Source organism: Psychrobacillus sp. FSL H8-0487 (assembly GCF_038008385.1).
Classification (GTDB): Bacteria; Bacillota; Bacilli; order Bacillales_A; family Planococcaceae; genus Psychrobacillus; species Psychrobacillus psychrotolerans.
In genome coordinates this window covers 2,695,396-2,720,474 of sequence record NZ_JBBOZA010000001.1, presented here as the reverse complement: position 1 = coordinate 2,720,474, position 25,079 = coordinate 2,695,396, and the positions used below count along the sequence as shown (strand labels likewise).

The window sequence follows — 25,079 nt, the reverse complement described above, 5'->3', positions numbered from 1 at the left end:
AATTAACATATTGTTAGACTAGGATTCAAAGCCAAGGAGGAACAAGGGATAAAGAAAAAAGTTGTTTTTATAAGTAATCTTGCTGCACCCTATCAAGTGAAGTTTTGTTATGCACTGCAAGATTACTTTAATGCAGAGTTTTGGTTTTATGAACACCTAGATGAAACTAGACCTGAATGGTGGAAGATTCCGCTTGGTGACAAATGCAAGATAATGAAAGCTTCGGGTAGACTACCGAAAGTAGGATATTTCTCTTTCGGCTTATTTTTTGATCTTATGAGATTTAAGCCGGATATTATCTTGTTAGGAGGGTTCATGAAATGGCATCTAATAATATTTAAACTGGCAAAATTGTTTAATAAAAAAGTAGTCTTTTTGAGTGAACCCTTAAGATATGTAAAAAGTGATAGAGACCAGTCAAATGACTTGAGAACTCTAAAAAATAGTGAAAAAGAGTTAAATGTCCTAAATAAGTTTTTTAGAGGTGCGGACCTATATCTTGGAATGGGGCAAGTCGCTCAAAAACAATTTATAGAGGAAATAGGATTCGATATAGAAAAAGTAAATTGGACTAGTTATCCTCAAGATTTGGAGGAGTATTATACACATCCTTTAAGAGTAAAAAATAAGAGCGATGTATTTAGAATTCTCTTTGCGAATAGATTAATTGATAGGTATCAGCCATTATTTGTATTAAAAGTATTTGAGGAGATAGTTGAAAAATATCCTAATACTGAACTACTAATGAATAGTGATGGTCCTCTTCATTCAGAATGTGTCGCTTATATAAATAATAAACAAATAAAGAATGTTAAATTTTTAAATCAGATAGATTCTTGGAATAATATGCACTTAATTTATAAAGATTCGGATATATTAATTCTTCCAGCAACCTACTCAAATGGGAATGGTACGATATATGAAGCTAGAGCTTCAGGAATGGGCGTAGTAATGAGTAATCAGATTAACCATATTGAATATCATTCCAAAAATAATATAAATTGTTTTATATGTGAATTAAAAGTAGAGGATTTTATTAAGAGTATTGTCAAATACATTGAAAACCCTGAAATACTCGTATCTCACGGTGAAATAAGTAGAAAACTTGTTGAAGAAAGAAAAAATGAAAATACTGCTAAGGAGTATTTCGAATTATTTCAGAATTATGGAATAGTATAGTAAGATATTTTTGCAAATTCAAATAAAAAGGGATGCAAGTTTTAGAATATCTTCATTTTTTGAATCATATGTTTTTATAGGAAGAAGTAAAAATAACTATAAATAAGTATGGTGAGTGGATATAATGTATAAACCTTTGAAGAATGGCGAGAAGTTAGTAATTGTAGGGGCTGGTGAGTTTGCTGAAATAGCATATGAATACTTCACTTACGATTCTCCTTATGAAATAGTAGCTTTTGCTGCTGAGAAAGCTTATATAAAAAATGATAGTCTTTATGACTTACCAGTCGTTCCTTTTGAAGAAGTACATCAGATTTTTCCGGTAACTGAATATAAAGCATTTGTCGCAGTTCCCTATACTAATTTTAATAGATTAAGAACAAGGTTATATCATGAAACGAAAAATAAAGGATATGAATTAGTAACTTATATTAGTTCCAAAGCCTTTGTTTGGAGAAATGTAACAATTGGCGAAAATTGTTTTATCTTCGAAAATAATGTATTGCAGCATCATGTTAATGTAGGAAATAACGTGATTTTATGGAGTGGAAATCATGTTGGTCACCGGTCAGTTATTAAGGATAATTGCTTTATTTCATCTCAAGTAGTTATTGCAGGAAACTGTGAAATTGGAGAGAATTGTTTTATTGGAGTAAATAGTACTTTTAATGATGAGATAAAGGTCGGTAAGGATTGTTTTATATCCTCGGGAGCATTAGTCATTAAGAATGCGCCAGAAGGGAAAATATATAAAGGCAGCCCCGCGAAAGCATCATCAGTCGATGTATATAGATATTTCAATATAGAGAGTGAACTTGTCTTATGATTTAATAAGCACTATTCAATTAGTCAAAGTGAAAAAGGTAATATTTCGTTCATTAAGAGCGAAGTATTACCTTTTTCTATGCTGTTTTAGACTCTGCTTGTTATGTTTGCTAATACCATTTTTACAATATTAATTTGCTAACTCTAATGGAAATTCTCAAATTACCTAAAGGTTATTAATAATACAGAAGGCCCAAGCATAATATAAAAGAGACACGCTAAGGAAAGTAAGTCTTTTGTTAAGGTACAAAAATGAGGTGATTAATATAAAAAAAGATATAGGAATCTTATCTCAATACTTTTATCCGGAACATGTATCTACTGCAACTTTAATAACAGAACTTGCGATTGGTTTAAAAAAAAGAGACTTAGATGTTACTGTAATTTGCGGATATCCTCAAGAATTTGTATCTGATGATTATAATGAAATACCCCAAAATGAGATTTTGGAAGGAGTAACGATTAAAAGGGTTAAATACACCACATTTAATAATAAGTCAAAGCTTGGTCGTATATTTAACTTTTTTTCACTTTTTATATCTATGTTAACTAAGTTTTTTTACTTAAGAAAGTTTAAGAGGATCATTGTTTACTCCAACCCACCTATTTTGCCTTTAATCACTTATTTGTTAAAAAAATTTTACGGGACAGAATTTATATTTGTTGCCTTCGATATTTATCCAGATAACGCATTAAAGATTAAGAGTATAAAAGTGAATGGGTTAATCCATAAGGTAATGAATTTTATTAATAGACGTGTATATTCAAATGCTTCTACTATTGTTCTTTTAGGTAATGAAATGAAAGATTATGTATTGAATCATAAGATAGCTATAAGTTCGAAAAATTTACAAGTCATTCCTAATTGGTTTTCAAATGAAAAAATTCTCCAGAGTCCATTAGTAGTTAATGATGAATTCAAGAAAATTCAAGAAAATAATAAGTTCGTAGTCTTATATTCTGGCAATATGGGGCCAGTTCAGGATATGGAAACCATTTTACAGGGAGTCTTAAGTTTCAAAAATCACAAAGACATATTTTTTATTTTCTCCGGACACGGAAGTAAGGTTGAATATGTTAAAAGTTTTTTAAAAAATAACAAAATAAACAATGCTAGAGTTTTTGGATTTCTTCATGGACAAGACTATGCCGATGCTTTATCTATAAGCAACGTCTGTTTGGTAAGTTTAGAAAAAGGTATTGAAGGCCTTGGCGTACCAAGTAAAACATACGGATATTTAGCAGCTGGAAAACCAGTAATTTCTATTATGGACCCTAATACGGATATTTCAAAAGACTTAGATGAGTTTAAATGCGGCATGAATATTGTACAAGGTGATTTAGAAGGTTTTGAGAATGCTATAAATAAATACTATTTAAATTTGGCGTTAATGGAAGGGGAGTCTAGTAATGCTAGGAAATTATATGATGCAAAATATATTAGAGACCTTAATATCGATAAATATTATAAGTTAATCAAACTCTAAGGAAAGGATGTGACCTGGTATGTTTCGTGATAAAACATTGCTTATTACAGGTGGGACAGGTTCATTTGGAAACGCAGTAATGGAGCGCTTACTGAATACAAACATAAAAGAAATACGAATCTTTTCCCGGGATGAGAAAAAACAGGATGATATGCGTAAAAAATATAATAATGACAAGCTGAAGTTCTATATAGGGGATGTAAGAGATTTAGCTAGTGTTAAGTACGCAATGGATGATGTAGACTATGTTTTTCATGCAGCTGCTCTTAAACAGGTTCCTTCCTGTGAGTTTTTCCCTATGGAGGCTGTTAAAACAAACGTATTGGGTACAGAAAATGTACTAAATGCATCCATTGAGTCTGGAGTGAAAAAAGTCATTTGTCTTTCTACAGATAAAGCGGCGTATCCGATTAATGCAATGGGAATTTCTAAAGCCATGATGGAGAAAGTGGTTGTTGCAAAATCTAAAACTGTATCCCCTGATAAAACAGTCATTTGTGGAACAAGATACGGAAATGTAATGGGGTCTCGCGGATCCGTAATTCCACTTTTTGTTGAGCAATTGAAAGAAGGAAAAGCTTTAACTGTGACAGATCCAAATATGACTAGGTTTTTAATGAGTCTTGAAGAAGCTGTAGAGTTGGTAATATTCGCTTTTCAATATGCACAGGCTGGGGATATCATGGTCCAAAAGTCTCCAGCTTCTACAATCGCTGACTTGGCGCAAGCTGTGAAAGAACTCTTTCATGCGGATACCGATCTGAAGATTATTGGAACAAGGCATGGTGAAAAGTTATTTGAAACCTTATTAACAAGAGAAGAACATGCGGTTGCTGAAGACTTAAATGAGTTTTATAGAATACCAGCCGACAATAGAGATTTAAATTATGATAAATATTTTGCAACTGGAGATAAAAAGCTTACATCGGAAGAAGAATATAATTCTCATAATACGTTTCGACTATCAATCGAACAAATAAAAGATAAATTACATCAACTACCATATATACAAAGTGAATTGAAAGGATGGAACAACTGAAAATATTAATAACGGGAGCTTCCGGCTTTGTTGGCAAAAACTTAGTAGCAGAATTGAAAAATAGAGGGTATGAAGATCTACTTCTATTTACGAGAGATAATTCTTTTGAGGATTTAAAGGATTATACAAAAGAATGTGAATTTATTTTTCACTTGGCTGGTGTTAACAGACCGGAAAAAGAAGAAGAATATTTGGAAGGTAACTTTGGTTTTACAGCAAAATTATTAGAATTTCTTCGATTGAATAAGAATACGTCACCTATCCTACTAACCTCGTCGATTCAAGCAGAAACATCGAATGCATACGGAGAAAGTAAAAAGGCCAGTGAAGATATCCTGTTTAATTACTCGGAAGAAACGGAAGCAAAAGTGTATGTATATCGGCTGCCTAATCTATTCGGAAAATGGAGTAAGCCTAACTATAATACAGTAGTTGCTACATATTGCTTTAATGTTGCTAGAAATCTAAATATTAAAGTGAATGATCCCGAAGCAAAACTGGCTCTTTGTTATATAGATGATGTTTTAGAAGAATTTATAGCTGCATTAGAAGATTCACCGACAAAAGTATCAAACTATTGTACGGTACAAGTAACTTATTCCATTTCGCTTGGTGAATTATCAAAACGAATCGAAAGTTTCAAAGAGGACAGAGTGAAGTTGAGTGTACCTAATATGGAGAATGACTTAACGAAAAAGCTTTATAGTACCTATTTAAGCTTTTTACCTAAAGATCAATTCTTATCTGACCTAAAGATGAATGTGGATAATCGAGGATCCTTCACTGAATTTATTCGAACATCTGATAGAGGGCAAGTTTCCGTAAATGTTTCTAAACCTGGAATTACAAAAGGTAATCACTGGCATCATACTAAAAATGAAAAGTTTCTAGTGGTAAGCGGGTCAGGCCTCATCAGATTTAGGGAAGTTCATTCAGAAGAAATTATTGAGTACAAGGTAAGTGGAGAAAAACTTCAAGTAGTTGATATCCCTGTAGGATATACGCATTCTATCGTAAACATTGGCACAAATGATATGGTCACCGTCATGTGGGTAAATGAGTCTTTTAATCCTGAAAAGCCAGATACTCACTACTTGGAGGTATAACGATGAAAAAGTTAAAAGTCATGACAGTAGTTGGAACTAGGCCAGAGATTATAAGATTATCAGCAGTAATCAATAAATTAGAAGAATCCTCTGCATTCGAACATACGCTTGTACATACGGGCCAGAATTATGATTATGAATTAAATCAAGTGTTTTTTGAGGATTTTAATCTAAAGGCACCACATTATTTCCTTCATGCAGCTACAGGAGTAGCTGTAGAAACTATAGGAAATATATTAATAAAAATTGATCCAATTCTGGATGAAGTAAAACCGGATGCCTTATTAGTTTTAGGCGATACAAATAGTTGTTTATGTGCTATTGCCGCCAAAAGAAGGCATATTCCTATTTTTCATATGGAGGCAGGGAATAGATGCTTTGACCAAAGAGTACCGGAAGAAACGAATAGAAAGATTGTCGATCATATTGCGGACATTAACTTAACTTATAGTGATATTGCTAGAGAGTATTTGTTAAGAGAGGGGTTACCAGCTGACCGTATTATTAAGACAGGAAGTCCTATGTTTGAAGTACTCAATTCAAGAAAAGCTGATATTGACAAAGCTGATATACTAGAGCGTTTAAACCTTGAAGAAGGAAAGTATTTTGTAGTGTCTGCACACAGAGAAGAGAATATTAATTTGGAAACAAATTTTTTAGATTTAGTTGAAAGCTTAAATGCAATTGCAGAAAAATATAATTTACCTGTGATTATAAGTACACACCCAAGAACTCAAAATATGATAAATAGTAAAGAGATAGAGTTTAGTCCATTAGTGAAAATAATTAAACCCTTAGGATTTAATGATTATGTAAAACTTCAAATTAAGTCTAAAGCAGTATTAAGTGATAGTGGAACGATAAGTGAAGAGTCCTCCATTCTTGGGTTTAGAGCACTTAATATAAGGCAAGCCCATGAAAGACCGGAGGCAATGGAAGAGACATCAGTAATGATGGTAGGTTTAGGGAAAGATAGAATATTGCAAGGATTAGAGCTTTTAGAAACGCAGCAAAACAGCACTTTAAGAAGAGTGGCAGATTATAGCGTGACAAATGTTTCGGAGAAAGTACTAAGAATAATTCTATCTTATACAGACTATGTGAATAGATGTGTTTGGGATAAAAAAATATGAAAAAAAACTTTCTTTTTTTAGGTTTTGCAATATCAGATCAAGAAATGAAGGAAGTACTAAAAAAAGATAAGTTTCCACCGATTCAAACGCATAAGTTTATTTGGAATTTAATAAAAGGTATGGAGATACAAGATAATTTTAATTTCACGTATATTTCAGCAAGACCCATTTCGGATTATCCATTTAGTCCACAAAAAATAGTTGGAAGTAAAAAATGGAACGTAGATATTGTTGGTAAAAGAATAAACATTCTAGAAATTAGCTTTATTAATACTAGTATTTTCAAAGTTGTAACAAGATTTTTTTCAGGTCTTTACTACAGTATTAAAAATTTTCATAAGGAAAAAAATAAAGGTGCCGTAATTGTTTATTCAGTACATGTTCCCTTTATGATGATCGGCTATATCATTTCAAAGATATATAAAATAGACTTTATTGGAATATGGACCGATCCACCTTCTATTAAAAATGAACGGGAAAGCATTATAAAATCTAAATTACGAAAAATAGAATTATTTGTTTCTAGGTTTTTAATGAAAAAAACATCTAAAGTTATAACACTTACTAAGTATTTAGCAGAGGACTTTGCTCCTAAGAAGCCTTATTTGGTTATAGAAGGAATAATTGATGAAGCTGATATAAGTTCAGGTGAAAAAATAAATAGTGTAGAAAATACAGATGTGTTGAAGATTGTTTATACGGGTTCATTGGAAAAAAGATACGGAATTAAAAATATAGTAGAAGGTTTTAAATTAATTAAAGAAAATAAAATTATACTTGAAATATACGGTCATGGTGACTATGAAGAAGAATTGAAAGAAATTTGTATTGCAAATAAAAATATAAGGTATAAGGGATTTGTCCCAAATGAAGAAATTTTAAAAATTCAAAAAAAATCTGATTTCTTAATCAATGCTCGATCTGCAGATGATGAATATGTAAAATACTCTTTTCCTTCTAAAACACTCGAATATATGCTTTCTGGTACTCCACTAATTACTACTATGTTACCTGGAATGCCTAAAGAATATAAAGATTATGTTTATATGCTAGAGAACAACGAACCAATTACTATTTTTAATATGATTCAATCATTGCGTATTAAGAGTGATAAGGAAAGAAATAATTTCGGAATCAAGGCGCAAAAATTTGCTCTTAGTCGTAATTATAAAATTCAAGGTAAGAAAATTATTGATTTTATAAACTAGAGTTGATCTTATTAACATGTAAATAATTGTGAATTTACAGAGGTGTAATTTATGCTACTTTATTTAACTCTTTATATTCTTTTATTAATGCCAGCCTTGATATTTTTATTAGACAAAAGGAAAATTTCATATAATATTTTAAGCAATTTCTATTTGTGGATAACAGGTATAGTGTTGTTATTATTTTCTGGATTCCGGGGGGATTTTACTTCTGACTATAAGAATTATGTATTCCTTTTCGATCTATATAATCAATTCAGTTTTAATCAACTATTCATTAACCAGTTTGGACAAGAAATAGGTTTTGTTATATTCAATAGGGTCATTGGAATCTTCACTGATAATAGTGTTTTTATTATGTTAATTACTTCTTTTGTTATAATTTACCTGTTTTTAAAAGAAATAAAAAAAGATTCAGTTTATGTTTGGTTAAGTGTACTACTATTCGTAGCAATAGGTCAGTACTATATTTCATTTAATTTAATAAGGCAGATATTAGCAGTATCAATTATATTTGCAGGATCAAAGTATTTATATGAAAAGAAAATTATGAAATATTTAATGGTAATTTTGATTGCTTCACTATTTCACAAGACATCGTTCATAATGGTTCCTTTCTTCTTTATATTAAATTATAAGTTTAGTTTTAAGAAAGTACTTCTCACTTTATCTTTTCTTTTATTATCAACTATATACATTGATAAACTATTATCGATTATACAAAATTATTTTTATACTCACTATATAGAAGGTTCATACGGCATGGTGGGATTTAGTTATAAAAATATAGTTCTACCATTAACAATGTTATTTATTATGTTACTCAACTTATCGAACATAGACTATAAAAATAATAGGAAAGTAAATATTTGGACTAATTCAGTTATATTTTATGTTTTTTTTTCAATTATGGGCATGAAAGTTGAAGTGATAGAGAGGATTTCTCATTTTTTCGCCCCATATGTACTATTATTAATTCCGTATATTATTTCTAAACATAGGAATCCATATATTCGTATAGTATTTATTTTTGCGATAGTTACTGTGTCTATTGCTTATAATTATTTTGGTTTAAATGGAACAGGTTTTAATCCTTTCTACTTTATTTGGTCTTTTAAATAAACTTAATAATTTTGGAGGATCACTATGAAAATTTTATGGTTAGTAAATATTCCACTACCAGAAGCAAGTTTATTAATGGATGAAAAATCTTCTCCATATGGAGGATGGCTTTTCAATGCTTCAAGTCATTTAGTAGCTCAAGAAGATGTTGAATTAACAGTTATATTTCCTAAAAAAGGTGTTACTCAATCAATAAGACTTAAAGGTGATAAAATTACTTATTATGCTTCTAAAATACTTAGAGATCACGACAAAAAAAAAATAAGTGAAAATACGATATTTAAAGAAATTATCAATGAAGTTAATCCAGATCTTGTACATATTTATGGAACAGAACTTGTCCATTCACTCGCAATGGTTAATGTTTGTAATAATGAAAATATAAGGTCATTGATTTCTATTCAAGGCATAGTCTCTATTATAGAAAAGCATGTTTATGCGAATTTACCTTATAGAATAATATATGGATTTACTCTTAGAAATCTACTTAAAATGGATAATGTTATAGGATTGAAGAAACTATTTATCAAAAGAGGTAGAGCCGAGATAGAAGCTATCCAAAAAGTAGATCATATTATTGGTCGAACTACTTGGGATAGAGCATGTACATCACAAATTAACCCAAAAGCAGAATACCATTTTTGTAATGAAACATTGAGAGAAGAGTTTTACAATCATGAATGGAATATAGAAAAATGTGAAAAGCATTCGATTTTTCTAAGTCAAGGTCAATATCCAATTAAAGGCCTTCACTATATGTTAGAAGCAATGCCTTTAATTCTACAAAAATATCCACAAGCTAAAATATATATAAGTGGAAAGGATATTACAAAGTCAGGTTCATTGAAAGACAAATTACTCATGACCTACTATGGATATTACATTAAAAAAATGATTAGTAAGAATAATTTGCAGCATAACATAGTATTTACTGGACCATTAGATGAAAAACAAATATGTAATAGATACTTAAAATCAAATGTATTCGTTTGCCCATCATCTATTGAAAACAGCCCCAATTCATTAGGGGAGGCGATGATTTTAGGCGTTCCTTGTGTAGCTTCTAATGTTGGTGGAGTGCCTGATATGTTGAAACATAAAGAGGAAGGCTTTGTCTATCAAGCAGATGCTCCTTATATGCTAGCCCATTATGTTTGCGAAATATTTGAAAGTGAAAAATTAGCTGTGAGTATGTCAATAAAAGCGAGGGAACAAGCATTAAAAACTCATGATAGATTACAAAATACAACAAGATTAACTGAGATATACAAACGAATACTCGAGGCTTAGAAATATGAGAAGTTATTTTATAGATGGTTATATCTAAAATACTAAGGAGCAAAAATAAGGAGTGTGAATTTGAAACTAGCCATTATGCAGCCATACTTTTTCCCCTATATAGGTTATTGGCAATTAATAAATGCTGTTGATAAATTCGTAATATATGATGATGTAAGCTATATCAAACGTGGATGGATAAATAGAAACAATATATTAGTGAATGGCCATCCTAAGTTAATGAATGTCCGATTGAAGAAAGTCAGTCAAAATAAGTTATTAAATGAAATAGAGGTTTCCCACGATCTCAATTATAATAATGATTTGCTTAAAACAATCAAAGAGTCATATATTAAAGCTCCATTTTTTGAAAGTGTTTTTCCAATTGTGGAGCTTGTGATAAACCAACATGAAAAAAACCTAGCAAAGTACCTAGTGTTTTCAATAAAAGAGGTATGTAAATATTTATGTATTGATACAGAAATAATAATATCCTCTGAAATAAGTAAATGTAACGAACTAAAAGGGCAAGATAGGATTTTAGATATTTGTAAATTACTTTCTACTGATCAGTACATTAATGCAATTGGTGGACGTTCTCTATACTCAAATCAGGATTTTGGTCTAAGTGGTATTGAGTTGAAGTTCTTGAAAACCCTAGATATCAGATATCCTCAATTAATTCATAATGAATTTGTACCCAATTTATCCATATTAGATGTCATGATGTTCAATGGTCCGATTCAAACAAATTTAATGTTAAATGATTTTGAGCTTATTTAAGATTGGGTACCACGAGTTTTTATGAAAAATAATTTAAAAAGTATTTTTACACCAAACTTAACATGAACGGAGGATTAGTTGGAGCTTGTTCTCATAAAATCGTATAAACAATTGAGTCTATACGAGAAAGATTGGTTATCAATTTTAGAAGCAAATGAAAATAGAAACCCTTTTTTAGAGTATGAATTTCTATATAAATTATGGGTGAACTTAAGACAAAAAGAAGGTATAGAAATCTATGCTGTAAAAGAGCATAATCGTATTATTGCATTTTTTCCATTCCATTCTAAAGAAACCTGGTTTGGTTATATACTTTGTTTTGTTTCACAGAATGAAGTTAATGCTATGGATATTATTGCAAAAGAAAGAGATAGAGACCGTGTGATTATGTTTGTTTTTGATGAACTAATTAACATGAAAAAGAGTGTCGTATTCTCGTTAAATGGATTATTTGAAAGTGGTAATACTGTCCGTAATTTATCTAAATATTTACAAGCTAGAAGTATGAAAGAATACTTACTTATAGGTAACACCCAATTAAAATCAAAGAGTATTTCCAAAGACTTTTCCCCATACACCACGAAAACTATATTTTCAACTAATACTTTAAGAGCTAAATCGTATCGGAACTTCTTATGGACTAAAGAAATGATTATTTCGAAGGTTAAAAGAAATTCTACTTAGCTAAAAAATGCTTTTGAATTGTTTAAGGAATTTCAAAACGAAAAGAAATAGAGGATCATGCATTAACCATGATCCTCTATCAGCTTATATATTTATCTCACACCATATCTCCGCTCAAGATGAAATAGCTCGGAATCTTCGTTTCTATTTCCTAGTATTAAATCTCTTAAAATATAAGAGCCTAGCATGCTATAGACAGTACCATTTCCACCATATCCAAGTAGGTAATAGTGATTGGACTTCGTTGGGTGTTCCCCTATAAATGGAATATTATCAATAGATTCTCCAAAGCTTGCTGCATATGCGTATTCTATTTGAATATCATAGTCAGGGAAGAGCTCTCTTGCTTGTTGTAACAAATTTTCTGCTCGTTGTTGAATGACTTCCTCGGAGTCTGGTGCCACTGGTTTATCCTCATCTAATCCCCCAACTATTAATCTTCCATCAACTGTTGAGCGAATATATAAATAAGGTCGCTGTGTTTCCCAAATTAACGCTTGTTCATACCAATCACTCAGTTTCGAGATTGGGTTACTAACGAAGGCAAAAGAGCGGTTAATATCTGCCCCAATTCTTTTGCCAACTGGTGGAGTTTCATAGCCAGTTGTATAGATGATTTGTTTAGCTTTAAAGGTGTTATTAGATGTTCGGATATCTAAATAGTCATTGTCCTCAAATACATCCATTACCTCCGTATAAGGGAATAAATGTCCACCCAGTTCCTCAATTCTTGTAAGAACTCCATGCACAAACTTAAGTGGGTTAATCTCTGCATCCCCATGAGTAACTAAGGCGCCATGTTTGGTAAAAGGCATTTTTTCTGCCATTTCATTTCTTCCCCAGTAGTCACAAGGGAACCCGTATTTTGTTAATGTGTCATATTCAGCTTTTATCTTTTCTACATCGTTTTCATCGCTCGCATAGCATATACTTGGTCTGCGTATGAAGTCTACTTCGTTTGGAAGTTTTTTCGCAACACGTTCAAGATCATCCATTGCCTCATAACAAAGTTGGTAAAAACGAACAGCATCTTTTTCTCCGATTTGTCCAATTAGTTCGTGTAGCATAATATCATTGGAGTACTGTAACAGGCCGGTATTTGCACTAGAACTGCCTGTAGCCATTTCACGTTTATCTAGTATCGCTATTTTGAGACCACTTTCAGCTAAAGCAAGTGCTGTAAGTGCACCTGACATTCCAGAACCAACTATGACTACATCATATATGTCTAGTTTTTCATAAGTAGTTTTTGGTGTAAATGGTGTTGTAGTAGTAGGCCAATAAAGAGATCCATTATGTATTTTCATCTTTCATACTCCATTCTATTAGTTTCCTAGTATATACCCATTGTTTAATAGAATGAACCTCCCCATGTTATAATAAGTAAACTTCAAAAAAAGGGTGTTTGAAATGACTCAGGAAAAACCACATGTATTAGTAATAGATGGAATGGCATTATTATTTAGATCGTTTTTTGCCACAGCAATGTCTGGTAATTATTTCAAGAATGATAAAGGAATTCCGACAAATGCGGTGCAAGGTTTTGCTCGGCATGTATTAGCAGCACAAAATTTGATGCAGCCTACTCATATGGCTGTTTGTTGGGACAAAGGGATGCTTACATTTAGGAATGAGTTATACGACGGTTATAAAGCAAACCGTCCAAAGCCAGCTGAAGAGCTTATTCCACAGTTTGATATGGCTCAGGAGTTGTCTGAGCATTTAGGATGGATGAACTTTGGAATAGCTGGAATGGAAGCAGATGATACCATTGCTTCAATTACACATAAATGGAAGGATGACGCAAGGTTTACGATAGTGAGTGGAGATAAGGACCTGCTTCAATTACTGGAGCCATCTACAGAAATTGCGTTCACGAAAAAAGGTTTTTCTATTTATGATATGTATAATGAATCTCGCTTCTATGAAGAATACGGCATTTCTCCATTGCTTTTCCCTGATGTGAAGGCATTTATGGGAGATTCTAGTGATGGCTATGCGGGCGTAAAGGGAATTGGTCCGAAAACAGCTTTACAACTTGTTCAAACCTATGGAACAGTTGATAAAGTCTTAGAGGCTTTACCGCTTTTGAAAGCTGGTCAACGAACTAAAATTGAAACGGATTTGGAAATGCTAAAGCTTTCTAAAGAGTTAGCTACCATTCGAAGAGATGTCCCGATTGGAGCGGAACTAGAACATTTAGTATTAAAAGAAATTCCTTCAGCAAAACACGATTTCTTATATGAGCATGGTTATACTATTTTGGCAAGACAGCTTCAAAAATAGTTATTTTCCTATCGGAGTAATTTGGACAAATGTCAAAATCGGTGCATTATCTGAATAGCGAACTCTTCTAATTTGACTTGGACGATTTCTACCTCCATTGTCGTGGATTATTAATACTACTTCACTATCAACTATTTCATAGCCAATAAGTGGAACCCAGTGATAGGAAAACGTAAATTTTTTATTCCACTTTAGTGAAAAGTACTTATCAAATTTTAAGGCAACTGCTCTGCCACTTTTTAGTTCGACCAGTGCATCTCGTAACGTACATTTGTCTACTATCCAATTCGGTCCGAGCAACTTACGCATATTTCGTATAAATCGATAGGTAAATAACCCAATACGTGTACCTCCCAATTTTTCATACAAATCATTTGGCTGATGGTAACTAGTATTTGGGAACAAATAATTTAATAACACGTAAGCAGTGACTGGACCACACGCAGAAGCGCGGTAGTTAGCTTGAATTGTAGTATCATATTGGGAGTAACCTTGAACCGGTAATTGTATCTTCATGTTCGACCTCCTAATAATAGAGTTTTCCTTTTTCATGGGAAAACTCTTTTTTTATATCTGAAGCAAATTATTATTCTCTAAATTGTTCGTCTATTCTATAATACAATTTAACACAATCGATAATACTGGAGGAAATAGAATGATTAGGTTACTGCAAAGCAAGGATTTAAAAAAGGCTGCCGATATAGCTTCATTAGCTTATCCTGGAATGCTAATTCAAACCGATGAAAAGAAAAAAGAATTAATAGAGCGATTGGAAACAGAACAAAGGGAAGCTAATGGAATTCAATTCTTTGGTTGTTTTGATGAACAAGATGAACTTCTTGGGATTTTTCGTGTGAATGATTTCGAGTGCAATATAAATGGAAAGTTTCAACGTATATTTGGTATTGGTATGGTCGCAGTGCATTTATTACATAAAAAAGAAAAAGTAGCTTATCAACTTCTATCTTATTTTCATAACTATGCTAGACAGGAAAAGGTCGCTCTTGTATCACTGTATCCTTTTAATCCAAGTTTTTATCGGAAAATGGGTTATGGTTATGGCCCACTACGATATGAATTTAAATTTAAACCAGGAGAAATGTTAGCTGATGGCAATAAAAGCCAAGTGAAATTTTTAACAGCTTCGGATGAAGAGGCGATTGTAACTCTCTACAATGAATACGCACAAAACAACCATGGTATGTTGAAAAGAACTTGGAAGGAAAGAGAGTATATTAAAGCGAGAAAAACATATTATGTTGGTGTAGAGGAGGAAAATCGTTTAGTCGGGGCTCTAGGTTTCACGTTGGAACCAGTAAAAGATAGTCATTTTCTACATCATCATATGATTATTCATGAATGGATCTGGAGTAACCCAAATGCCTATAAGCAACTCGCTTCATGGGTAAGTTCACAACAGGATCAAGTAGATCGAGTTGTTTTCCGCACGAATGATCAATCATTTGTATATAGTCTTTCTAATCCATCGAACGATTCCAATCATGTAATTCCAAGTGTATATCATGAGGTGGCTACTACAGGTTCTGGTATTATGTATCGAATTACAAGTATAGAGTCATTTGTTAATGGCACTAATTTTCATGGTCTAGGAAAACCTCAAGATAAGACAAAAGTTTTATTGGCAATTGAGGATACATTTATTACAGATCAACATGGATTATATGAATTATCTTATAGTAGTGGGCAGTGGGCGATTCAGAAAGTTGAAGATAATATACAAGCGAATATTACTATTGGAATCCATGATTTAAGTTCGTGGTGGATGGGATGTGTAACAGTAGAATCACTATATAATATCGGAGAAGCAGCGATACATCAGATAGATCCTAAAATACTAGATGAATGGTTTAAACCAAAAAATGGGCCCATTTGTTTTACGGCTTTTTAAATTAATAGAGCGAAAGTAAAACAAAAGGAGAATCGCTATACAATAAGCAATTCTCCTGATCATTATTTTTTAATGTTAATGGTATTATCGGATTCACCTAAAAGTTTTTTCAATGCTTCACGGAAACTTTTATACGTCTCAATATCAACTTGGATACTAGCATGCACAATTTCACGGATAAAACGAGGATTGAATCCAACATATATAGGACGAATACCCATTAAACGAAGTGAGCTATTCAAACTGGAAATAGCCAGTGCAAGTTCGTTATAGTCAAAGGCCTCCACATCTTCTACATTAACACCAGTAAAATCAAATACAGCTTGTTCAATTTCTTTGTGTTCTCCAATATATTGAAGCGTTTTAGTTTGAATATTTTCAAAGCGTTCTCTAAACATATAGCCAGCGATAGGGATTAAAATCGTCTTTGGAACGATTGATGGAATAATAGGTGTAGAGATTGTTTTGATAATTTTTTCGTAGTAAGTGATTTTTTCTTTAAGTTCCATTATTTCTTGTTCGTGAGACATATAAGTAAGCACCTCTATTATTTTCTGTTCTTTCGTCTAAAAGAAAAGGCTGCTTCTAATAGAAACAGCCTTTCTATCCATATACTTCTTGGTAGCTATGATTCTGTTACCATGCTTTTGCCAAAGCTCGTCGAGTATAAAGGTTAGATGTATTTTACTATAGATACTTTCTTACTTACTTTGTGCATCTAAAAATTCTGTAACCTGCTCAGGGGATTTTGCATTTGCGCTATGAAGATGTGCTTTTTTCTCGCCATTTTGGTAAATAAGAAGGCTTGGAATTCCCATTACTTCATATTTTTCAGCTACGTCCGGAAGTTCATCACGATTTACTTCGTACCAAGTGTATTGGTTGTATCTTTCAACGATTGGATCGATGAACATTTCCATACGACGGCAATCAGGACACCAGCCAGCTTCAAATTTTACTAAAACCTCTTTATCACCAGAAATGATCTCATTAAATTGTTCAGTAGTTGTAATTTTTTGCATGTTTATTTACCTCCTATGACTTTGTTTACAGTGTACACTGTTTCTTATGTTGGAGAAAGAAAAAAGAATTATTTATTCATTTTATTATTGCGAAAATTTAAATTTTGGTCTAAACTAATAGACATAGAGATTGCTTCTATTTTTTTTGTGAATAAAATGAATGAGCGTTCATTCAAGATGAAGGGGAGGCTTTGCATATGACATATCAAATTAAAAAGGCCGCTGTATTAGGTTCAGGAGTTATGGGGTCAGGAATTGCTGCTCACTTAGCGAATATCGGTATTCCTACATTACTATTAGATATCGTACCAAAAGAGGTAAGCAAAGATGAGGAAGCAAAGGGACTAACTATAGAGCATCCATCAGTAAGAAATAAATTCGCGGGGACAGCTATTCAAAAGTTGTTGAAGCAAAAACCTGCACCACTAAGTGCTAAGAAAAACTTACAGTTAATAACGGCAGGCAACTTAGAGGACGATCTTGAAAAACTAAAAGACGTCGACTGGATTATTGAAGTAGTAGTTGAAAACTTAGAAATTAAAAAGAGTTTATATGAAAGAATAGATGCAATTCGTAAGTCAGGCACAATCATTAGTTCAAATACATCAGGCATTAGTATTAATGCTATGGTGGAGGGTCGTTCGGAAGATTTTGGAAAGCATTTCTTAGGAACACATTTCTTTAATCCTCCTCGTTATTTGAAACTTTTAGAAGTTATTCCAGCTAATACAACAGCTCCTGAAGTTGTGGATTTCATGAAGCAGTTTGGTGAAAATGTATTAGGGAAAGGCGTAGTACTAGCAAAGGATACACCGAACTTCATTGCCAACCGCATTGGTACTTATGGCTTGCTTGTAACACTTCGTGAAATGCAAGCTAGAGGATATTCAGTTGGAGAGGTAGATTCGGTGACAGGACCACTAATTGGTCGTCCTAAGTCTGCGACATTCCGTACATTAGACGTAGTTGGTTTAGATACATTTGCACATGTTGCGAAAAACGTATTTGACCAAACAACTGGTGAGGAACAAAAAGTATTTGAAGTACCTGCATTTATGCAAAAAATGTTGGACAACAAATGGCTTGGTGCTAAAACGGGGCAAGGGTTCTTCTTAAAAGAAGGAAAAGAAATTAAAGAACTAAATCCTGAAACGCTTGAATATGAAACAATGAAGAAATTGAAAACGCCTTCAATGGAAATGGCTAAGCAACAAAAAGGTCTTGCTGCAAAAGTGAAAACATTAACTTATGCAAAAGATAGAACTGGAGAATTACTTTGGAGCATTTTAAGTCCTACACTAATTTATTCGGCTAAATTACACGGAGAAATTGCAGATAATATCGTTGCAATTGACCAAGGAATGAAGTGGGGCTTCGGTTGGCAGCAAGGTCCATTTGAAATATGGGATGCCATCGGAGTAAAGGAATCCGTTGAAAAAATGTCTGCTGAAGGACTTGAAATTCCAGTATTCGCTCAGTCTTTACTTGATAAAGGATTCGAATCCTTCTATAAAGAAGAAGATGGAGATCAATATTATTTTAACGGTACTGATTATTCATTAGTTGCCGTAAGTGATAAAGTAATTGACCTAAAAAGATATAAGAAAAAACATGGCGTGATTAAATCTAATTCGGGTGCTAGTTTAATAGATTTAGGAGATGGAGTTGCTTTGCTTGAGTTCCATTCTAAATCGAACTCGATAGGTCTAGATATCCTTCAAATGATTAGCTTTGCGGTGGAGGAAGTTGAGAAGAACTTCAAAGGCCTTGTTATAGGTAACCAAGGGAAAAACTTCAGTGTTGGAGCGAATCTTGGAATGATTTTAATGGAAGCGCAGGACGATAATATCTTCGAATTGGATTTTGTTGTTCGTCAATTCCAAAATGCAATGATGAAGATTAAATACTCGGCTAAACCAGTTGTAGTTGCTCCATTTGGAATGACTTTAGGTGGGGGAGCAGAAACATGCTTACCGGCTGCTCATATCCAAGCATCTTCTGAGACTTATATGGGCTTAGTAGAAGCTGGAGTTGGCCTTATCCCTGGTGGTGGAGGTAACAAAGAGCTTTATATTAAGCACTTAAAAGGACTTCCAAACGGTGTCGAGATAGATTATCTATCGGTGGCAAGCAAAGTATTTGAAACGATAGCAATGGCAAAAGTTTCTACATCAGCTGAAGAAGCTCGTGAAAACAACTTCTTGAATTTTGCAGATGGAATTAGCGTTAACCCAGACCACTTAATTTATGATGCGAAGCAAGCAGTACTATCTCTTGCAGAAGCAGGATATAAAGCACCGATTCGTGAAAAAGTTCCTGTATCAGGATCTCCAGGATTTGCGGCACTTGTTTTAGGTGCTGAAGGAATGTTCCTTTCAGGATTTATCAGTGAGCATGATCTTAAAATTGCGAAAAAGCTTGCATATGTTGTTGCGGGTGGAGAAGTTCCATACGGTACATTTGTAGATGAGCAATATTTACTTAACTTAGAGCGAGAAGCTTTCTTAAGTTTAGTTGCAGATCCAAAATCTCAAGCAAGAATGCAACACATGCTAGTGAAGGGTAAACCACTACGCAACTAGAGTTGTATAAAGGTAAAGGAGGAGAGCTCATGCGTGAAGCAGTATTAGTAGCTGGGGCAAGAACACCAGTAGGTAAAGCGAAAAAAGGTTCTTTAGCGACGGTTCGTCCAGATGATTTTGGAGCGCTAGTAGTTAAAGAAACATTACTAAGAGCGGGTGGATACGATGGCCCGATAGATGATTTTATATTAGGTTGTGCAATGCCAGAAGCAGAGCAAGGGATGAACGTTGCTCGTAATATCGGAGCATTAGCAGGACTGCCGGATACAACTCCAGCAATTACAGTGAATCGTTTCTGTTCATCTGGCTTACAGTCCATTGCATATGGTGCAGAGCGTATTATGTTAGGTCACGCCGAGGCGATTATCGCTGGTGGCGTAGAGTCTATGAGTATGGTTCCAATGATGGGTAATACCATTCGCCCGAACGCACATCTAGCACAAACAGCTCCGCAATACTATATGGGAATGGGTCACACAGCAGAACAAGTGGCCACGAAATATGGTATTAGTCGTGAGGACCAAGATGCATTTGCAGTAAGATCACATGAACTAGCAGCAGCTGCAATTGCTGCAGGAAAGTTCAATGATGATATTGTACCTGTTGAAGTTATCAAGCATTTTGTAGACGAAAACAATAAAGCACAACAGAAAAAATTCATGTTCGAAATGGACGAAGGCGTACGTGTTGGAACTTCACTGGAAACACTTGCAAAATTACGTCCTGCATTCAATGTTCGTGGATCCGTAACGGCAGGAAATGCATCGCAAACTTCTGATGGAGCAGGTGCTGTTCTAATCATGGACCGTGAAGTAGCTGAAGCACAAGGTTTAAAACCACTTGCAAAATTCCGTTCTTTTGCAGTTGGTGGAGTACCTCCTGAAGTAATGGGGATTGGACCGATTGTAGCAGTACCAAAAGCATTAAAACTTGCTGGATTATCCATTGAGGACATCGATCTTTGGGAGATCAACGAAGCATTTGCTTCTCAATCAATTCAAGTTGTTCGTCATTTAGGCTTAGATATGGATAAGGTGAATGTAAATGGTGGAGCAATTGCACTTGGTCATCCACTTGGAGCGACGGGAACAATATTAACATTGAAAATGATGAGTGAGTTAAGACGTCAAGGGAAGCAATTTGGAGTTGTTACAATGTGTATCGGTGGCGGTATGGGAGCTGCTGGAGTTTTCGAATTACTATAAGAATCTTTTAAACAAATAGGAGGAATATATATGAACGAATTAAAAGAGGCAATTAAAGGCGGAGCGTTTTTAGTAGAAGATTTAGACGCTAGTCGTATATTTACACCAGAGGATTTTAACGACGAGCAAAAGATGATTGCGAAAACGACAGAGGAGTATGTTAAAAACTCAGTACTTCCAGTGGTAGAAAACTTGGAGCATCATGAATTTGAACACTCTGTTCGTTTATTAAAAGAAGCGGGTGACCTAGGTCTACTTGCAGCTGATATTCCAGAAGAATATGGTGGAATTGGCTTAGACAAAATTTCTTCTGCACTAATTTCAGAAAAAATGTCTGTAGCCGGTGGATATTCCATTACTCACGGAGCACATGTTGGAATTGGTACACTGCCAATCGTTCTATTTGGTAATGAAGAACAAAAACAAAAATACCTTCCGTCATCTGCATCAGGTGAGAAGATATTTGCTTATGCACTTACAGAACCAGGTTCAGGATCTGATGCACTAGGCGCAAAAACTACGGCGAAGTTAAATGCTGAAGGTACACATTATGTATTAAATGGGGAAAAACAATGGATTACTAATGCTGGATTTGCAGATGTATTCGTTGTTTACGCTAAAGTGGATGGAGACAAATTCTCTGCATTTATCGTAGAAAAAACATTCCCAGGCGTGTCTGTAGGAGCAGAAGAGAAGAAAATGGGTATCAAATCATCTTCAACTCGTACATTAATCTTACAAGATGCTCAAGTTCCTGTTGATAATCTTTTAGGTGAAATCGGACGCGGTCACGTTATCGCTTTCAACATATTAAATATTGGTCGTTATAAATTAGGGGTAGGTACAATTGGTGGATCTAAACGTGCATTAGAGTTAGCAATCGCTTATACAAACCAACGTCAACAATTTAAAACACCAATCTCTTCCTTTAATTTAACGAAGAACAAACTAGCTACAATGGCTTCAAAATTATATGCGACAGAAAGCTTAATCTACCGTACTGTAGGATACTTTGAAGAGCGTATGAGTCAGTTAAGTCCAGAAGAGCAAAAAGACGGAAAAGCAATTGCTGCTTCTATCGCTGAATATGCAATTGAATGTTCTATTAACAAAGTAGTAGGATCTGAGGTTCTAGATTACATTGTTGACGAAGCTGTTCAATTACATGGTGGATATGGCTTCATGCAAGAGTATGAAGTAGAGCGCCTTTACCGTGACTCTCGTATTAACCGCATCTTCGAAGGAACAAACGAGATCAACCGCTTAATCGTTCCAGGAACATTCCTGAAAAAAGCAATGAAGGGTGAATTGCCACTTCTTCAAAAAGCTGCGGGCTTACAAGAAGAGCTATTAATGATGATGCCTGAAGAGGTTGGAACAGAAGCACTTGCACAAGAAAAAGTATTAGTAGCTAATGCGAAGAAAATTGGTATTTTAGTAGCTGGACTTGCTGCTCAACGTTTTGGTACAAAACTAGAGGCAGAGCAAGAAGTACTAGTGAACATTGCGAATATCGCTAATAACTTATTTGCTATGGAATCCGCAGTCCTTCGTACAGAAAAAGCTATCGGTCGTGATGGAGAAGAAAAAGCAGCACAAAAACTTCTTTATACACAAATCTTTACACAAGAAGCGTTTATCGAAATCGAACAAGCGGCAAAAGAAACTCTTATTGCAGCTGTAGATGGAGATAACCAACGTATGATGATTTCTGCTTTACGCAAATTGACTCGCTACACTCCATACAACGTAATTGAGAAAAAACGTGAAGCATCGGTTAAACTGATCGAAGCAGAAAAATACGTTCTTTAATCAATTCATGAAAAAGCCGATCCCTTGTGGATCGGCTTTTTTGAAGATTAGGAGTATATAAAATTGTACCGTGAACACTGTGTTTTAAGGGTGAAAGAATGAATAATTACTAATACTGATTTGCGTTTCAGGTGGGCGCGTTTCGCGGGGTAGCGATAAGCTAGCGCGTCGCTGTGATATCTCATCTGTCTCACTCATCCCGCAGAAGTCGCCACCTTTCACTTCAATCAATTAAGTTAGTAGTACTCAACTTTAAAATATTGCATAGCTTCTCGCTTAGATATTAAGAGTAGTCAAAGTTAATATAGGGATAAAAATGTCTGCTTGGTTAGGAACATTATCTTTGATAGGATTCCCTTTCAGCCTTACTTATTTTAAAAGAAATTTGTATATTTAGGTGGTTTTATAATCATTTAAAGCGGATCTAGTTGTTTGGAGCGCAGAGCGGTGACACCAGTGGGAACAGCACGAGCTGAAGACCCTGGACTGAGCATCGCGAGGGAAGCGGCTGAAGCCGGGCTCACGGAAAGCTTCCGCTTGAAGCGGAATTTAATGGCATTTCTATATTCTTATTTTTAAAGGACCGGGCGCATTTTGCTCGGTTTTTCTTGATTGGAGGCTCAATCATATATTAATTTATTCAAAATAATTGCCTATCCTTTCCACTTTTATGTATGATTAAGAGAAAAAGGTGGTACAACATGTCTATTCAATATTATGGCTATCCAAAATGTACAACGTGCAGAAAAGCAAGTAAATGGTTAAAAGATAACGGAATAGAATACATAGACAATCATATAGCTGAAAGTCCCCCAACGAAAGAAACTCTTCAAAAAATGTTTGAGGTAAGTGGACTAGAACTAAAAAAATTCTTTAACACTTCCGGTATGAAATATCGCGAGCTTGGACTAAAAGACAAGCTTCCAACAATGTCAGAAGACGAACAACTATCCTTGCTTGCTTCGGATGGAATGCTTATTAAACGACCAATTGTTTTTGACGGGAATAAATTAACGCTAGGCTTCAAGGAGCAACAGTTTGAGGATGTATGGAAGACTTCTTAAAGTCACTTGTTTTTACTATTAAAATATGTGAATATAGTAGATGAATGTATTATTAATGGAGAGGGGTATATATATGAACGCACCTAAAGATTTAAAATACTCAGCAGAGCATGAATGGGTAAAAACTGAAGGCGGCAATGTCCGTATCGGTATTACTGAATTTGCACAATCTGAACTTGGAGATATCGTTTTTGTCGAACTTCCACAAGTTGGAGATGAGATTAAAGCAGGAGATCCTTTTGGAAGTGTTGAATCGGTTAAAACTGTTTCTGAACTGTATGCACCAATTAGCGGTAAAGTAGTAGAGGTAAATACAGAACTAGAAGATAGCCCTGAGTATGTTAACGAATCCCCTTATGAAAATGCATGGATGATTGTTATTGAACCATCTGATGCAGCTGAAGTGGATGCTTTACTTTCTCCAGAAAAATACGAAGAATTAATTTCAGAATAATTTCGAAAACGCCGCTTAATATCGGCGTTTTTTTCATATAATATTGGAAAGGGCATAGTTGGGAGAGAGGCTGAATGGCTATTGTCTTTAGTGAAAAGATAATTCTTGTTGAGGGTAGATCTGATAAATTAAAGCTTTTAAAACTGCTGGATGAATCAACAGAAATTATTTGCACCAATGGAACGATATCGAATGTCAGGCTAGAAGAAATTTTAAGTCCTTATGAAGGCATTCCTATTTATGCGTTTCTGGATGCAGATAAGTCTGGTGAGCAAATTCGCTCTGTCGTGAGAAAAGAATACCCTGAAGCGATTCATCTATATACCAATCCGATGTTCTGCGAAGTAGCGACCACACCATTCAAAGTTTTGGCTTCTATATTAAAAAGTGTTAATATAAAAGTGAAAAGACAATATTTACTTTAGGATGATGTAATATGAATGAATGGACCTTAGAACAATGGAACAGCCATAAGAACAGTGGGCAGCTTACCATATTTTATATTTATACACCCATGTGTGGTACTTGCCAAGTTGCTAGTAAAATGATCCAAGTTATAAAAGAGATAAAGCCTTTTTTAATTGGTCAAGCAAATATTAACTATCTTGGAGATTTTGCTATGGATCATCAAATTGAAAGTGTGCCATGTCTGCTAATCTCTAAAGGTGGGACGGTATATAAAAAAATATATGCCTTTCAGTCAGTTCCATTTATCTTGGATGCGATAAAAAGTATTGACGACCAAGTTGTCGTATGATAACATTCGATATACCGACAAATTAATAGTTTTACTCTTATTAAGAGAGGTGGAGGGAAGTGCCCTTTGAAGCCCGGCAACCGTCATGTAAATGAAATGGTGCCAAGTCACGCAAAGCAAATGCTTTGGGAAATGAGAGAATGG

The 25,079-nt window shown here is 34.2% G+C and carries 24 protein-coding genes and 1 riboswitch; of the genes, 20 read left to right on the top strand and 4 right to left on the bottom strand.

Going from position 1 to position 25,079, the window contains the following annotated elements; translation table 11 throughout:
- Nucleotides 1–315 precede the first annotated feature (315 nt).
- From MHI47_RS13905 to MHI47_RS13860, 11 genes are all read left to right on the top strand, one after another.
- Complete coding sequence (locus MHI47_RS13905; protein WP_340831183.1) at nt 316–1,179, top strand: glycosyltransferase; 864 nt, start codon at nt 316–318, stop codon at nt 1,177–1,179.
- A gap of 124 nt (nt 1,180–1,303) precedes the next feature.
- Complete coding sequence (locus MHI47_RS13900) at nt 1,304–2,005, top strand: acetyltransferase (protein ID WP_340831181.1); 702 nt, start codon at nt 1,304–1,306, stop codon at nt 2,003–2,005.
- A 235-nt stretch (nt 2,006–2,240) separates the two neighbouring features.
- Nucleotides 2,241–3,491 (top strand): glycosyltransferase family 4 protein, encoded by a 1,251-nt coding sequence (locus MHI47_RS13895; RefSeq protein ID WP_340831180.1) that lies wholly within the window; start codon nt 2,241–2,243, stop codon nt 3,489–3,491.
- A 19-nt stretch (nt 3,492–3,510) separates the two neighbouring features.
- Nucleotides 3,511–4,530 (top strand): nucleoside-diphosphate sugar epimerase/dehydratase, encoded by a 1,020-nt coding sequence (locus MHI47_RS13890; protein WP_340831179.1) that lies wholly within the window; start codon nt 3,511–3,513, stop codon nt 4,528–4,530.
- A complete protein-coding gene (locus MHI47_RS13885) occupies nt 4,527–5,636 on the top strand; it encodes a polysaccharide biosynthesis C-terminal domain-containing protein (protein ID WP_340832063.1) in 1,110 nt (369 codons plus the stop codon). The genes MHI47_RS13890 and MHI47_RS13885 overlap by 4 nt, the downstream gene beginning before the upstream one ends.
- Nucleotides 5,637–5,638: 2 nt before the next feature.
- A complete protein-coding gene (wecB, locus tag MHI47_RS13880) occupies nt 5,639–6,769 on the top strand; it encodes a non-hydrolyzing UDP-N-acetylglucosamine 2-epimerase (RefSeq protein WP_340831178.1) in 1,131 nt (376 codons plus the stop codon).
- The gene (locus tag MHI47_RS13875; RefSeq protein WP_340831177.1) at nt 6,766–7,977 is read left to right on the top strand and encodes a glycosyltransferase; all 1,212 of its coding nucleotides are present in this window, start codon (nt 6,766–6,768) and stop codon (nt 7,975–7,977) included. The genes wecB and MHI47_RS13875 overlap by 4 nt, the downstream gene beginning before the upstream one ends.
- A gap of 51 nt (nt 7,978–8,028) precedes the next feature.
- Nucleotides 8,029–9,099: an EpsG family protein gene (locus tag MHI47_RS20210; RefSeq protein WP_445678296.1), complete on the top strand. Its 1,071-nt coding sequence runs from the start codon at nt 8,029–8,031 to the stop codon at nt 9,097–9,099.
- A 24-nt stretch (nt 9,100–9,123) separates the two neighbouring features.
- A complete protein-coding gene (locus MHI47_RS13870; RefSeq protein ID WP_340831176.1) occupies nt 9,124–10,389 on the top strand; it encodes a glycosyltransferase family 4 protein in 1,266 nt (421 codons plus the stop codon).
- A gap of 63 nt (nt 10,390–10,452) precedes the next feature.
- Nucleotides 10,453–11,160 (top strand): WbqC family protein, encoded by a 708-nt coding sequence (locus MHI47_RS13865; RefSeq protein ID WP_340831175.1) that lies wholly within the window; start codon nt 10,453–10,455, stop codon nt 11,158–11,160.
- 78 nt (nt 11,161–11,238) lie between these two features.
- Nucleotides 11,239–11,844, top strand: coding sequence for a hypothetical protein (locus tag MHI47_RS13860; protein WP_340831174.1), 606 nt, complete (start codon nt 11,239–11,241; stop codon nt 11,842–11,844).
- Nucleotides 11,845–11,936: 92 nt separating this feature from the next.
- Here MHI47_RS13860 and MHI47_RS13855 read toward each other — a convergent pair whose 3' ends face one another.
- Complete coding sequence (locus MHI47_RS13855; RefSeq protein WP_340831173.1) at nt 11,937–13,151, bottom strand: NAD(P)/FAD-dependent oxidoreductase; 1,215 nt, start codon at nt 13,149–13,151, stop codon at nt 11,937–11,939.
- Nucleotides 13,152–13,254: 103 nt separating this feature from the next.
- Here MHI47_RS13855 and MHI47_RS13850 point away from each other — a divergent pair, with 103 nt between their 5' ends.
- A complete protein-coding gene (locus MHI47_RS13850; protein WP_340769811.1) occupies nt 13,255–14,130 on the top strand; it encodes a 5'-3' exonuclease in 876 nt (291 codons plus the stop codon).
- On the opposite strand, the gene MHI47_RS13845 is transcribed toward MHI47_RS13850, so the two are convergent.
- Nucleotides 14,131–14,646, bottom strand: a complete 516-nt coding sequence (locus MHI47_RS13845) for a C39 family peptidase (protein WP_340763075.1) — start codon at nt 14,644–14,646, stop codon at nt 14,131–14,133.
- A 139-nt stretch (nt 14,647–14,785) separates the two neighbouring features.
- Here MHI47_RS13845 and MHI47_RS13840 point away from each other — a divergent pair, with 139 nt between their 5' ends.
- Nucleotides 14,786–16,039: a GNAT family N-acetyltransferase gene (locus tag MHI47_RS13840; protein ID WP_340831172.1), complete on the top strand. Its 1,254-nt coding sequence runs from the start codon at nt 14,786–14,788 to the stop codon at nt 16,037–16,039.
- Between the two features lie 62 nt (nt 16,040–16,101).
- Here the strand turns inward: MHI47_RS13840 and MHI47_RS13835 are convergent, their stop codons facing one another.
- Nucleotides 16,102–16,569, bottom strand: coding sequence for an STAS domain-containing protein (locus tag MHI47_RS13835; RefSeq protein ID WP_093537747.1), 468 nt, complete (start codon nt 16,567–16,569; stop codon nt 16,102–16,104).
- A gap of 171 nt (nt 16,570–16,740) precedes the next feature.
- Nucleotides 16,741–17,061 (bottom strand): thioredoxin family protein, encoded by a 321-nt coding sequence (locus MHI47_RS13830; protein ID WP_340831171.1) that lies wholly within the window; start codon nt 17,059–17,061, stop codon nt 16,741–16,743.
- A 197-nt stretch (nt 17,062–17,258) separates the two neighbouring features.
- Here MHI47_RS13830 and MHI47_RS13825 point away from each other — a divergent pair, with 197 nt between their 5' ends.
- From MHI47_RS13825 to MHI47_RS13795, 7 genes are all read left to right on the top strand, one after another.
- Nucleotides 17,259–19,643: a 3-hydroxyacyl-CoA dehydrogenase/enoyl-CoA hydratase family protein gene (locus MHI47_RS13825; protein ID WP_340831169.1), complete on the top strand. Its 2,385-nt coding sequence runs from the start codon at nt 17,259–17,261 to the stop codon at nt 19,641–19,643.
- A 29-nt stretch (nt 19,644–19,672) separates the two neighbouring features.
- Complete coding sequence (locus MHI47_RS13820; RefSeq protein ID WP_093537750.1) at nt 19,673–20,848, top strand: acetyl-CoA C-acetyltransferase; 1,176 nt, start codon at nt 19,673–19,675, stop codon at nt 20,846–20,848.
- Between the two features lie 30 nt (nt 20,849–20,878).
- Nucleotides 20,879–22,660: an acyl-CoA dehydrogenase family protein gene (locus MHI47_RS13815; protein WP_093537751.1), complete on the top strand. Its 1,782-nt coding sequence runs from the start codon at nt 20,879–20,881 to the stop codon at nt 22,658–22,660.
- 701 nt (nt 22,661–23,361) lie between these two features.
- On the top strand, nt 23,362–23,724 hold the full coding sequence (locus tag MHI47_RS13810; protein WP_340831168.1) for an arsenate reductase family protein: 363 nt from the start codon (nt 23,362–23,364) through the stop codon (nt 23,722–23,724).
- A gap of 73 nt (nt 23,725–23,797) precedes the next feature.
- Nucleotides 23,798–24,178 (top strand): glycine cleavage system protein GcvH, encoded by a 381-nt coding sequence (gene gcvH / locus MHI47_RS13805; protein ID WP_340831167.1) that lies wholly within the window; start codon nt 23,798–23,800, stop codon nt 24,176–24,178.
- 74 nt (nt 24,179–24,252) lie between these two features.
- Nucleotides 24,253–24,603 carry a toprim domain-containing protein gene (locus MHI47_RS13800; RefSeq protein WP_093537754.1) on the top strand — a complete coding sequence of 117 codons (351 nt, stop codon included), beginning with the start codon at nt 24,253–24,255 and terminating at the stop codon, nt 24,601–24,603.
- Nucleotides 24,604–24,614: 11 nt separating this feature from the next.
- Nucleotides 24,615–24,935: a thioredoxin family protein gene (locus MHI47_RS13795; protein WP_340831166.1), complete on the top strand. Its 321-nt coding sequence runs from the start codon at nt 24,615–24,617 to the stop codon at nt 24,933–24,935.
- 34 nt (nt 24,936–24,969) lie between these two features.
- Nucleotides 24,970–25,074: riboswitch (SAM riboswitch) on the top strand.
- The last annotated feature ends 5 nt before the right edge of the window (nt 25,075–25,079 follow it).